Below are 12,783 nucleotides of genomic sequence, written 5' to 3' on the forward strand. Positions count from 1 at the left end.
CCGAAGCTGGATGTCAGGCTCCGAAGCGGATGCCGTCGATATCGGTGTGGACGAAATCATTGCCCGTGTAGGCGAGCTTTAGGCCGGATGTCAGCGCCGCTGCATAGGCGAAGCAGTCGCCCATGTTGAGGCAGGCGGGGTGGTTGGTCAGACGATGATAACGGGCCGCGCAGACATGGGCGACGTTCATCTGCGCCATGCCCACTTCGATAATGTCGGCTTCGATCCGGTCGAGCAAACTCACGACTGCGTCGCGAGCGCTGACAAAGTCGATGCGCTTGACCGAGACGAGGCGAGAAGCCGCCTCGAACACGGCCAATGGCGAGGTTTGCAGCCGATCGGCCTCGGTGACCGCGTCCTCAATCGCGGCGATCTCCGGTTCTTTCAGTATGATCGCCACGATGATCGATGCATCCAGGAACATCAGGCGTCGCCGTATTCGCGATCCCAGAATTCCTTGTGAGTCAGCCCGTCGTCGATGGTCGGATACTGGGCGAGCCTTGCTTGCGCCGTTTCAAACGCAGCATGGATACGCGCCCGCCGCTGGGCACGATGCTCTTTTTCGAGCCGCAAAGCGTGGCCGATCGCCTCTTGCAATGTGCAATCGCGCTCCTGCGCCAACTCCCTCGCCAGGCGATCGACTTCGGGGTCCCTTATGAGGATAGCCATGCCGCCCTCCATGATATCACCATCTGATATCAGATGGTGATATCAGCGCCAACAACAACTGCGCCCGCCTCACCACGTCCCGGTGTTCGGCATGCTGAGCCAGGGTTCCGCCGGCGCCTTCGGCTCGCCCTTCTGCAGGATCTCGATCGAGATGTTGTCGGGCGAGCGGACGAAGGCCATGTTGCCGTCGCGCGGCGGCCGGTTGATGGTGACGCCGGCCTTCATCAGCCTGTCGCAGGTCGCGTAGATGTCGTCGACCTCATAGGCGAGATGGCCGAAATTGCGCCCGCCGGTATAGACCTCCGGATCCCAGTTATAGGTCAGCTCCAGCGTCGGGCGGCCGCGGCTGCCCTGCTCCTTCACCGCCGCCGCGTCATCGGGCGCAGCGAGGAAGACGAGGGTGAAGCGGCCCTTCTCGTTCTCGATCCGGCGGGTTTCGACCAGGCCGAACTTGGTCACGTAGAAATCGAGGGCGGCGTCGAGGTCGGTGACGCGGACCATGGTGTGGAGATAGCGCACTGTTCGTCTCCCGGGGTTGATCTGGCGGATGGATCGGGCCAAACCCGGCCGTATCCAAGAGGGCTCGCGCGGACCCATCATGAGCGAAACGCAGGATCGCACGCCAAACCCGGCCGGCCCGGTGTCGCCCGGAGAGGTCTCCCGGGTCAAGCAGAAGGCCGCGACGCTCTCCGTGATCGCCAGCGTGGTGCTGACGCTCGCCAAGTTCGGCGCGGCCCTGGTCTCCGGCTCGCTCGCCCTGCTGACCGACGCGCTGCAGGGGCTGATCGACATCGGCTCGACGATGTTCACCTGGTTCGCGGTGCGGGCGGCCGACAAGCCGGCCGATGACGAGCACCATTACGGCCATGGCAAGCTCGAGGCGCTGGCGGCGCTGCTGGAGACCGCGATCCTGTTCGGGCTCTCGGGCGCGATCCTGTGGGAAGCCGCCAACCGCCTGTGGACGGGCAGCGAGCCGCATGTCGCGGTGACGCCGCTCGTGGTCGGCGTGCTGCTGTTCTCGCTGATGGTCGACGCGACGCGCTGGCGCACGCTGACGACGGTCGCGAAGGAGACTCGCAGCGAGGCGCTCTCGGCCGAGGCCTTGCACTTCGCCACCGATTTCGTCGGCACGGCGCTGGTCCTGCTCGGCCTGGTGCTGACGCGGATCGGCGTGCCGATGGCCGACAGCGCGACGGCGCTGGCGCTGGCGCTGTTCATGATCGCCACCGCCTTCAGGCTGGGGCGGCGCACCATCGACACGCTGATCGACGCGGCGCCGAAGGGCGTCGCCGAGCGCCTGCGCGAAGCGGCGCAGGGCGTGCCGGGCGTCGTCAATGTCGAATGGCTGCGCCTGAGGCCCGCCGGCGGCGTCGTGCAGGGCGAGATCGGCATCCAGGTCTCGCGGACGCTGCCGCTCGATCGCGTCAGCGCGATCAAGGACGAGCTGCTGCGGGCGCTGGTCGCGGCGGAGCCGGATTCGGCGCTGACGGTCACCGCCAGCCCGGTCCAGGTCGACGACGAGACGGCGCTGGAGCGGGTGCTGCTGATCGCGCTGAAGATGAAGGTGCCGGTGCACCATGTCAGCGTCCACACGATCGGCGAGCGCCTCGCCGTCTCGCTCGACATGGAGGTCGACGCATTACTCCCGCTCGGCGAGGCCCACGAGGTCGCGAGCCGGCTGGAGAACGCGATCCGCGCCGAGTTCGGCGGCGAGACCGAGGTCGACACCCATATCGAGCCGATGGAGACCGGCCAGCCCTCCGGCCACAACGCGCCCTGGGAGGTGGTCGAGGCGATCGGCAAGGCGATCGCGCAGGAAGCCGCCCGCCTGTGCGAGGGCGGCGGCCCGATCCGCGACATCCACAGCGTCCGCGTCCGCGAGACCCGCAACGGCCTCGTGGTGAATTACCACTGCCGCGCCGACGCGGCGCTCGACATCGCCGCCGTGCACATGGCCGTCGACAAGATCGAGCGCAGGGTGCGCGAGGCCCGGCCCGATGTCTGCCGCCTGGTCAGCCATGCCGAGCCGGCGGTCACGGCCGGCAGGTTCCATGCCCTGCCCTGACGGCTTCCGCCGTCCTCTCCGGCTTCATAGATAAGAGCGACCGAAGGAAGCGAGCCGAGCCCATGCGCGCCGAAGACGCCCCGCTGATCCGCCTCGAGGACTACCGCCCCTCCGACTGGCTGATCGACACCGTCGACCTCGACATCGTCCTCGATCCGACGCGGACCAGGGTACGCGCCCTGCTGAAGCTCCGGCCGAACCCGGCCGGCCATGCCGGCGCGCCGCTCGTGCTCGATGGCGACGAGCTGACGCCGGACTCGCTGGCGCTCGACGATCGCCCGCTCGATCCGTCCGCCTATGCGGTGTCGCCGCAGGGGCTGACGATCGCCGCACCGCCGGCACGGCCGTTCTCGCTCGGGATCGAGACGACGCTCGATCCCAGCGCGAACACCAAGCTGATGGGGCTCTATCGCTCCGGCGGCGTCTACTGCACGCAATGCGAGGCCGACGGCTTCCGCCGCATCACCTATTTCCTCGACCGGCCCGACGTGATGAGCGTCTATACGGTCCGGCTCGAAGCGGACAAGGCGCAGGTGCCGGTCCTGCTCTCCAACGGCAACCTCGTCGCGGCGGCGGAGCTGCCCGGCGGCGAACGGCATTTCGCCGTCTGGCACGATCCGCATCCGAAGCCGGCCTATCTGTTCGCGCTGGTCGGCGGCAGGCTCGACCATGTCCGGCAGCCTTACGTCACGGCCGACGGCCGCAAGGTCGAGCTCGCGGTCTATGTCGAGCCGGGCAAGGCCGGGCGCGCCGGCTGGGCGCTGGACAGCCTCGTGCGCTGCATGCGCTGGGACGAGCGCGTCTTCGGCCGCAATTACGATCTCGACGTGTTCAACGTCGTCGCCGTGTCCGACTTCAACATGGGCGCGATGGAGAACAAGGGCCTCAACATCTTCAACGACAAATACGTGCTCGCCGACCCGCTGACGGCGAGCGACGGCGACTACGCCTCGATCGAGGCGATCATCGCGCACGAGTACTTCCACAACTGGACCGGCAACCGCATCACCTGCCGCGACTGGTTCCAGCTCTGCCTCAAGGAGGGCCTCACCGTCTTCCGCGACCAGGAGTTCTCCTCCGACGAGCGCTCGCGCCCGGTGAAGCGCATCGCCGATGTGCGCACGCTGCGCGCGACGCAGTTCTCGGAGGATGCCGGCCCACTCGCCCATCCGGTCAGGCCGCGTGCCTACAAGGAGATCAACAACTTCTACACACCGACGGTCTACGAGAAGGGCGCGGAGGTGATCCGCATGCTCAAGGCGCTGATCGGCGAGGACGCCTTCGCGCGCGGCATGGACCTCTATTTCGAGCGCTGCGACGGCACGGCCGCGACGATCGAGGAATTCCTCGACTGCTTCGTCGAGTCCTCCGGGCAGGATCTCGCCCATTTCGCCAGATGGTACGAGCAGGCCGGCACGCCGACCGTGGTCGCGTCCGGCAAATACGACGCGCAGGCGAAGAGCTATACGCTGCAGCTCGCCCAGTCGACGCCGCCGACGCCCGGCCAGCCGGAGAAGCAGCCGATGGTCATACCGGTCGCGCTCGGCCTCGTCGGCAAGGGTGGCGACCTGCCGCTCACCAGCATCTCGCCGGCCCTGAAGGCCGGCGGCGTGGTCGTGCTCGACCGTCCGTCGCTCTCCGTCACCTTCACCGATGTGCGGGAGGCGCCGACACCGTCGCTGCTGCGCGGCTTCTCCGCCCCGGTCAGGCTCGAGCTCGACCTCGGCGACAGCGAGCTCCTGACCCTGTTCACCGCCGACAGCGATTCCTTCAATCGCTGGCAGGCGCTGCAGACCGTGGCGACACGGGCGCTGGTGCGCGCCGGCAGGGGCGACATGACCACGCTGGATACGACGGCTTCGGCGCTCGCCGAGGCGCTGTCCGCCTTCCTCGCCGGCCCGGCCCAGGCCGACCCCGCCTTCGCGGCGCAGGCCCTGCGACTGCCGGCGCCGGCCGACATCGCCCGCGAGATCGGCGCCGATGTCGACCCGGCCGTCGTGCACGGCGCCCATCGCCGGCTCTCGGCTGCGATCGGCGCAGCGCTCGTGCGACAGCTCGCCGAGCTGCGCGGCAGCCTCGCCGAACGCGGCCCCTATTCGCCGGCCGCGGCTCCCGCCGGCCGGCGTGCGCTGCGCAACGAGGCGCTCGGCCTGATCGCACTCGGGGCTCCGGCCGAGGGCGCGCGCGCGGCGCTGGCGCAGTTCGCGGAAGCCGACAACCTCACCGACCGGCTCGCGGCGCTGGCCGCGATGACGCTCGTTCCGGGGCCCGAGCGCGAGGAGCTGATCACGCGCTTCGGCGAACTCTATGCCCGCGAGCCGCTGGTGCTCGACAAATGGCTGATGGCGCAGGCGCTCATCGCGGAGGACGGTACCCTCGCCCGGGTCAAGGGCCTGATGGGCCACCCCGCCTTCTCGCTCGGCAATCCAAACCGCGTGCGCAGCCTGATCGGCGGCTTCGCCGCCAACCTGACCCAGTTCAACCGGGCCGATGGCGAGGGCTACGGCTTCGTCGCCGACATCGTGATCGCGCTCGACCGGACCAACCCGCAGGTCGCCTCCCGCCTGCTCGGCTCGTTCAAGACCTGGCGCATGCTGGAAGCCGGGCGCCGGGCCAGGGCGGAGGCCGCGCTGCGCATGGTCCACAACACGCCGAACCTGTCACGCGACGTCGCCGACATCGCCGCCCGCTCGCTGGCCTGACGCGGGCGGCGCCGCCGATCTCCCGCTCCGCGTCGCGAGCCCCGCGGGCGGGATCGAGCAGCGCAGGGAACGCTTCCGGATCTCCGGCGCAGGCCGGGCCCGGACCCACGAGCACGGTCGCGCCGGAGGAGGCCTGGCGCAGGCAGCGGAGCCCCCGGACCGGCCCGCGCTCGAGGGTTGCGGGCCTGCCGCCGCGCAACGCCGCGGAACGGCGAAAAGGCGCTGCTCATCCCGCCGTGAATCCGCGTTAACCAGCCGCCCGGTCAAAGGTTAACGAAGTCCTGCGCGCGCAGGATTCAACCGATTCGCGACCACAACCCTTGCGCGCAAAAGCATCGAATTGGAGAAGTTTCCGCTAGACAAAATACCCCCTCCGGATTCAACTGACACTGATTCGGAGATGCGGCACGTCTCCCGATCTTACTGTCGGTACATCGCTTCCGAAGGGGGACGGGCATGACGCGTGCAGACGCGGCTTGCGCACACGTGCGCGCAAATTCAGTTCTCGGCGTAGCACGGTCCCTGACCCATCCGCTCTATCAGCGCTTCGAACAGCTGGAGCCGACGTTCCGGAAAGTCATTCCGGCGCTCGTCGCCGGCTTCGTCTTACTGCTTGCGCTCGGAGCGTATGTTCAAACCAGCGCCCTGCGCGACGACGCGCTCGACGATGCAGCAACGGACCTGGACGCACTCGCCGCATTGCTCGTGCGCGAGCTCGATCTAGCCTCGAAGGACGGCAAGCGCCCGGAAAGCACGCTGACTCCCTTGACGACCAGGCACATCGCCGGCCGCGGCCGCATCGCCTATGTCAGCGACGCCGGCGGCCGCGTCGTCGGCGGCGAGCCGGCGCTCGGCGCGAGCGAGCGCAACCTCGTCGACCTGCTCGGCCCCGGACAGGCGCTGACCGCCTTCGCCGACCGCGCCGGCGTCATGCCGATCACGCTGCCGGGCGGCATCGAAGCCCTCGCCACCGTCCGCAACCTCGCAGCCCCGCTGGGGCAGATCGCCGTGCTGCATCCGGTGAAGCGGGCGCTGTCCGCCTGGGAGGAACGCCGGCGCTCGATCCTCGTGCTGTTCAGCTCCGCGGCGATCGTGCTCGCCGGCATCACCGCCGCCTTCGTGCTGCAGTCGCGGCGCGCCCGCGCCGCCGACGAGGATTGCGACTGCGTGCGCGACCGCATCGACACGGCGCTCAGCCGCGGCCATTGCGGCCTGTGGGACTGGGACCTGGCCCGGGGCCGGATGTACTGGTCGGACTCGATGTACGCCATGCTCGGCTACGACCGCGCCGGCGAGTTCATGTCCTTCGGCGAGGTCAACGCCTTCATCCATCCCGAAGACGCCGACCTCTACGCCCTGGCCGATGCGGTCAGCCGCGGCGAGACCAATCATCTCGACCAGGAATTCCGCGTCCGCAACGCCTCCGGCGACTGGGTCTGGCTCAAGGCCCGGGCCGAGCTGGTGACGGACCGGCGCACCGGCGCGCAGCATCTCGTCGGCATCGTCGTCGACATCTCCGAGCAGCGCCGCATGGCGGCGCGCACCGCGACCGCCGACGCCCGGCTGCGCGACGCGGTCGAGGCGATTTCGGAAGCCTTCGTGCTCTGGGACGCCGAGCAGAAGCTCGTGCTCTGCAACGCCAAATACCAGCAGCTGCACAAGCTGCCCCCGGAACTGGTGAGGACCGGCACGGCCTATGAGCAGATCATGAGCCACAGCGCCCAGCCGAGCATCGACCGCGAGCCGGTGCGCAGCACGCGGGCGAGCTCCGGCAGCCACTCCTACGAGGCGAAGCTCTCCGATGGGCGCTGGCTGCAGATCAACGGCCGCCGCACCAAGGACGGCGGCTCGGTCTCGGTCGGCACCGACATCACCATGCTGAAGCAGCAGGAGGAGCGCCTGACCCGCTCGGAGCACGAGCTGCTCAAGAGCGTCACGGACCTCAAGGCCTCGCGCCAGAAGCTGGAAACGCAGGCCCAGCAGCTCGCCGAACTGGCCGAGCTCTACCTCGAGCAGAAGGCCGCAGCCGAAAGCGCCAACCGGGCCAAGTCCGAATTCCTCGCCAATATGAGCCACGAGCTGCGTACGCCGCTCAACGCCATCCTCGGCTTCTCGGAGATCATGGACGACGGGCTGTTCGGCCCCCTCGGCTCCGAGCGCTATGTCGAATATGTCCGCGACATCCGCTCCAGCGGCGGCTACCTGCTCGCTGTGATCAACGACATCCTCAACATGGCCAGGCTCGAATCCGGCAAGGTCGAACTGGAGAAGACCGAGGTCGCGCTCGACCTCGTGGTCGACGAAGCGATCAGCTGCCACCGCGAGGCGATCGCGCGCAAGCGGCTCTCCCTCACCAGCGATCTCGGCAGCGACCTGCGGCTCGAAGCGGACTCGCACGCCCTCTTCCAGATCGTCGAGAACCTCGTCGACAATGCGGTCAAGTTCACGCCCGAGGGCGGCAGGATCGCCGTGCGCATCAAGCCGGCGTCCGACGCCCTCAACCTCTATGTCGAGGACAGCGGCATCGGCATCCCGCGCGAAAAGCTCGGCCGCATCGGCCGTCCGTTCGAGCAGGTCGAGGGCGACCTCATCCGCAGCCATGGCGGGTCCGGGCTCGGCCTCGCCATCGCGCGCTCGCTGGCCGAGCTGCATGGCGGATCGCTCCGGATCCGCTCGATCATGGGCTCGGGCACGATCGTGATGGTCCACCTGCCGCTGAAGAGCCCGGCAGCCGCGGAGCTGGAACGGGCGGCCTGAACCCTCGCAGGCCTTCCTGAAGACGGCTCAGCCCTTCTGCGCCGCGCCCAGGATCTGCCTGAAGAGGCCGCGCACCATCGCCCGCCGCTCGTCGAGCTCGGCCTTCAGCATCCTGGCGTCCGGCAGGCCGACCGCCGTCGCGATCCGGCGCAGGACGCGCTCCGGGATGGCCTTGGGATCGAAGCCCTCTTCGACGGTGAAGCGCTGCCAGAGCTGGACGTCGCCGAGGAAGCGCGCCGCCCCCGCCAGACGCCCGGCATCCTCGGCCGTGACGACACCGGTGTCGCGCGCCGCGGCGAAGATCCCGGCCGTGGTCCGGGCGAGGAGCCGGGGATGGTCGTGACCATGGGCGAGCACCAGGAACTGCGCCAGGAAGTCGAGATCGGTGAGCCCGCCGGCGGCGAGCTTGAGGTCCCAGGGGTCGCCCTCGCCCTTCTCCCGGGCGATCAGCGCCCTCATCTCTGCGACCGCGGCGGCGACCTTGGCCGGCACGCGCTTGCGCAGCAGGATCTCCCGGATCGCGGTCTCGACCCTCGCTCCCAGCACGGCATCGCCGGCGACGACATGCGCGCGGGTCAGCGCCATCTCCTCCCAGATCTCGGCCTCGCCCTGGTGATAGGCCCTGAAGCCCTCGAACTGGGTGGCCGCCGGACTCTTGTTGCCGGAGGGGCGCAGCCGCATGTCGACCTGGTAGAGCGTGCCGCGCCGCGTCGGCACGGTCAGCGCCGCGACGAGACGCTGCGTGAAGCGGACATGCCAGGTCACCGGATCGAGCGGACGCCGGCCGTCGCTCGCCTCCGCGTCGTCCGGCCGGTCGTAGAGCAGCATCAGGTCGAGATCGGATGACGGGGTGAGCTCGCCGGCCCCGAGGCGGCCGAGGCCGAGCACGACCGTTTCGGCGCCTGCCACGAGGCCGTGATCGGCGGCGAAGGCGGCGCGGGTGTCGTCGAAGGCGGCGCGGATACAGGCCTGCGCCACGGCGGCATAGCCTTGCGCAGCCTGCTCCGCGTTGACCACGCCGGAGAGGAGGCGGGCGCCGACCAGGAAATTCTCCTGCCGGGCGGCGTCACGCATGCGGTCGAGCCCCTCCTCGACGCTGGGCGGCGGCGCGCCGATGATGGCGCGCACACGCTGCGCGACCTGTTCGGCGTCATGCCGCGGCGCGCTGAAGGCAGGGTCGATCACCGCGTCGAGCACGTGCGGGTAGAGCGCGGCGACCTTGGCGAGGCGCGGCGCGCTGCCGAGGATCTCGGCGAAGAGCTGCAGCAGCGCCTCGTGCGAGCGCAGCAGGGTGAGCAGCTCGACCGCCGCCGGCATGCGCACGAAGGCATTGTCGAGATGGGCGAGCGCACCGTCCGGGTCCGTCGTGCGGCCGAGCGCGACCAGCAGCGCCGGCGTCAGTTCCGTCAGCACCTCGCGGGCACGTGCACTGGTCACCGCGGGGCGCCGGCCGAAATGCCAGCCGCGTACCGTCTCGGCGGCGGCGGCCGGCTGGCGGAAGCCGAGCTTGCCCAGGGTCTCCAATGTCTCGGGATCGTTCTCGGTGCCGGTGAAGGAGAGCGACCCGGCCTCGCTGGCGAGGCTCGGCGCCTCCTCGAACAGGAGGGCGTAATGGCCCTCGACGCGCCGCGCATGCGCCTCGAGCTCCTTGCCGAAGGCCTTGGCCGAAGGATAGCCGCAGAAGCGGGCGAAGGCGTCGAGATCGGCGGCCTCCGCCGGCAGGGTCTGCGTCTGCTCGTCATGGCGCATCTGCAGCCGGTGCTCGATGGTGCGCAGCCAGCAATAGGACTCCGTCAGCTCGTCGCGCGCCTGCGGGCTGATCCAGTTCTCCTTCGTCAGCTCGCCGAGCATGTCGAGCGTGCGCGCTCCGCGCAGGGCCGGGCGCCTGCCGCCGAAGACGAGCTGCTGGGTCTGGACGAAGAACTCGATCTCGCGGATGCCGCCACGGCCGAGCTTGACGTTGTGGCCGGGCAGGCTGAGCGTCTCGAAGCCCTTCACCGACTGGATCTGGCGCTTCATCGCGTGGATGTCGGCGATGGCGGCGAAGTCGAAATATTTGCGCCAGATGAACGGGGCGAGATCGGCGATGAAGCGGCGGCCGAGATCGAGGTCGCCGGCGACGGGCCGCGCCTTGATCATCGCGGCGCGCTCCCAGTTCTGGCCGACCGTCTCGTAATAGGCATAGGCGGTCGGCAGGGCGACGGCGACATGGGTCGAGCCGGGATCGGGCCGCAGGCGCAGGTCGACGCGGAAGACATAGCCGTCGGGCGTACGCTCCTGGATGATGCGGGCGATCTGCTGGGTGAGCTTGACGAAGAAGCTCGACGGCTCGGCGACGCCGGCGGCTTCCGCCGTCTCCGGATCGAAGAAGACGACGATGTCGATGTCGGAGGAATAGTTCAGCTCGCCGGCGCCATGCTTGCCGAGCGCGAGGACGACGAGGCCGGAGCCCTTGCCGGGCGTGGCGGGGTCGGCGAGCGCGATCCGGCCGAGGCCCGCGGCCTGATGCAGCGCGTGCTCGCTGGCGAGCCTCACGGCCATGTCGGCGGTCGCGCTGAGCGCCGCGGTGACGGCCTCGACCGCCCAGGCACCGCCGATGTCGGCGAGAGCGACCAGCAGCGCCATCGCCTGGCGGAAGCGGCGCAGTTCGCGCATCAGGTCGGCGGTCGCGGTCTCGGGCGTGGCGAAGGCGGCGATGCCGGCGAGCAGCGCGTCCCGGCGTTCTCCCGGATCCGTGACCAGGGAGGCGAGCAGCCCGTCCGGGTCACGCCGCATGATCTGCGTCAGGAAGGGCGAATGCGCGAGGATCCCGGCAACCAGCGCGGCCGAGGCCTCATCGCCGGCGAGATGTGCGGCGAGGCGCTGCCCGGCCTCGGCATCGAACACGCGCTCGACCAGCTCCCCGCGCCAGATCGCCTCGACCTTGCCACGGGCCGGCAGGACAGGCGCCGCCTTCAGGCGCTCGCATAAGGGCTCGCCCACACTGACCTCCGCAACCACCGGCCCGGACCCCGTTCAGCCCACCGCGCCGTCGTCCGGTCGCCGCGGCTTGTCCGGAACGGCGGCGTCATCGGACCGACCGGGCCTCCGCGTCAAGCCGACTGGAACCCTGCGCCGTCCGGCGGCGATGTCGAGACCGCCGGCGCCTCCGCGGCCGGCCTGTCCACAGGATGCGGCTCGACGGGCAGCGACATCACGACATCGAGCCCCGGCGCATTGTCCGACAGCCGGATCGTGCCGCCATGCAGGCGGGCCACCGCCGAGGCGAGCGCGAGCCCGAGCCCGAAGCCCGGCTTGCTGCGGCTCTGGTCGAGCCGCACGAAGCGCTCGAGCACGCGGCCGCGATCGGCCTCGGGGATGCCGGGCCCATGATCGGCGACGCCGATCTCGACGCTCTCGCCGATACGTCGGGCGGCGACGGCGACGGTCGCCGGCGCGCCGCCTTCGGGCTTGCCGTATTTCAGGGCGTTGTCGATCAGGTTGGCGAGTGCCTGGCCGATCAATTCGCGGTTGCCGACTAGCGAGAGACCCGGCTCCACCGAAGCGGACAGGGTCAGCCCCGCTTCCTCCGCCAGCGGCTCGTAGAGCTCGGAGAGCCCGTCGACGATCTCGGCGAGGTCGAGCGGCGCCATGCTGTCGGTGATCTGGCGGGTCTCGAGCCGCGCGATCATCAGGAGCGCGTTGAACACCCGGATCAGCCCGTCCGCCTCGTCGATCGCGCCGTCGAGCGCGGCGCGCAGCTGCTCGGGCGACTGCGCTGTCCGCAGGGCCTCCTCGGCCCGGTTGCGCAGGCGCGTCAGCGGCGTCTTGAGGTCGTGGGCGATGTTGTCCGAGACCTGCTGCATGCCGCTCATCAACTCGCCGATGCGGTCGAGCATGGCGTTGAGGTTCTCGGCCAGCCGGTCGAGCTCGTCGCCGGTGCCGGCGATGGCGAGCCGCCCCTTGAGATCGCCCGCCATGATCGAGCGGGCGGTGTCGTTCATGCCGTCGATGCGCTTCAGCACGCGGCGCGCCACGAACCAGCCGGCGAAGCAGCCGAGCACGACCACGAGCAGGACCGACCAGCCGGCCGCGCGCTTGATCACGACGCGCAGCCTCTCGCGCTCCTCGACATCGCGGCCGACCAGCAGCCGGAAGCCCGCCGGCAGCATGAAGACGCGGACGATGGCGTGATTGGTCTGGTTGAGCGCCTCGGAGGAGCGGGCATACTCGATCTCGCTCTCGCCCTGCCGGTCGAGCGTGCCCGGCGGCAGCGCCTCGATATTGCCGGCGATGCGCTCGCCCAGCGGCGTGGTGACGAGATAGAGCGAGGCACCCGGCCCGCGCGAGCGCCGTTCGATGACCTGGACGAGCCGCCGGATGCCGCCGAGGCGCTGCTGCTCGGCCAGGCCCTGGATCTCGGCGTCGATGGTCGAGCGGATCTGGTCGTCGAGCAGGTTCTTGGCGTTCCAGGCGACGTAACCCAGCACGAAGACGGCGAAGAGCGCGAAGACGACGAGATAGATCGCCGTCAGCTTGAAGGCAGTGGTGCGGACGAGATGCGGCAGGAAGCGCAGGCGGCCGCCCGACGGCGGTGCTTCCTCGCCTGTC

8 protein-coding genes are annotated in these 12,783 nt (G+C 69.7%); 3 read left to right on the forward strand and 5 right to left on the reverse strand.

What is annotated here, in order from left to right:
• Positions 1 to 13 precede the first annotated feature (13 nt).
• The 3 genes from CS1GBM4_RS11990 to CS1GBM4_RS12000 all read right to left on the reverse strand — a co-directional run bounded on the left by CS1GBM4_RS11990 (position 14) and on the right by CS1GBM4_RS12000 (position 1,188).
• Entirely contained in the window at positions 14 to 424 is a 411-nt protein-coding gene (locus tag CS1GBM4_RS11990) for a type II toxin-antitoxin system VapC family toxin (RefSeq protein WP_186418950.1), read from the reverse strand.
• A complete protein-coding gene (locus CS1GBM4_RS11995; protein ID WP_186418951.1) occupies positions 424 to 669 on the reverse strand; it encodes a type II toxin-antitoxin system VapB family antitoxin in 246 nt (81 codons plus the stop codon). The genes CS1GBM4_RS11990 and CS1GBM4_RS11995 overlap by 1 nt, the downstream gene beginning before the upstream one ends.
• A 69-nt stretch (positions 670 to 738) precedes the next feature.
• Complete coding sequence (locus CS1GBM4_RS12000; RefSeq protein WP_186418952.1) at positions 739 to 1,188, reverse strand: VOC family protein; 450 nt, start codon at positions 1,186 to 1,188, stop codon at positions 739 to 741.
• A 79-nt stretch (positions 1,189 to 1,267) separates the two neighbouring features.
• Here CS1GBM4_RS12000 and CS1GBM4_RS12005 point away from each other — a divergent pair, with 79 nt between their 5' ends.
• The 3 genes from CS1GBM4_RS12005 (at position 1,268) to CS1GBM4_RS12015 (ending at position 8,193) form a co-directional block, all read left to right on the forward strand.
• Positions 1,268 to 2,734 carry a cation diffusion facilitator family transporter gene (locus tag CS1GBM4_RS12005; RefSeq protein ID WP_186418953.1) on the forward strand — a complete coding sequence of 489 codons (1,467 nt, stop codon included), beginning with the start codon at positions 1,268 to 1,270 and terminating at the stop codon, positions 2,732 to 2,734.
• Positions 2,735 to 2,796: 62 nt separating this feature from the next.
• Complete coding sequence (gene pepN, locus CS1GBM4_RS12010; RefSeq protein WP_186418954.1) at positions 2,797 to 5,436, forward strand: aminopeptidase N; 2,640 nt, start codon at positions 2,797 to 2,799, stop codon at positions 5,434 to 5,436.
• A gap of 765 nt (positions 5,437 to 6,201) precedes the next feature.
• On the forward strand, positions 6,202 to 8,193 hold the full coding sequence (locus tag CS1GBM4_RS12015; RefSeq protein WP_244607182.1) for an ATP-binding protein: 1,992 nt from the start codon (positions 6,202 to 6,204) through the stop codon (positions 8,191 to 8,193).
• A 27-nt stretch (positions 8,194 to 8,220) separates the two neighbouring features.
• Here CS1GBM4_RS12015 and CS1GBM4_RS12020 read toward each other — a convergent pair whose 3' ends face one another.
• Both CS1GBM4_RS12020 and CS1GBM4_RS12025 read right to left on the reverse strand, forming a co-directional pair.
• The gene (locus CS1GBM4_RS12020) at positions 8,221 to 11,175 is read right to left on the reverse strand and encodes a bifunctional [glutamine synthetase] adenylyltransferase/[glutamine synthetase]-adenylyl-L-tyrosine phosphorylase (RefSeq protein ID WP_244607183.1); all 2,955 of its coding nucleotides are present in this window, start codon (positions 11,173 to 11,175) and stop codon (positions 8,221 to 8,223) included.
• A gap of 110 nt (positions 11,176 to 11,285) precedes the next feature.
• On the reverse strand, positions 11,286 to 12,749 hold the full coding sequence (locus CS1GBM4_RS12025) for an ATP-binding protein (protein ID WP_186419089.1): 1,464 nt from the start codon (positions 12,747 to 12,749) through the stop codon (positions 11,286 to 11,288).
• Between the last annotated feature and the right edge of the window lie 34 nt (positions 12,750 to 12,783).

The organism is Allobosea sp. CS1GBMeth4, assembly GCF_900185715.1.
In the GTDB taxonomy this organism is placed as follows: Bacteria; Pseudomonadota; Alphaproteobacteria; order Rhizobiales; family Beijerinckiaceae; genus Allobosea.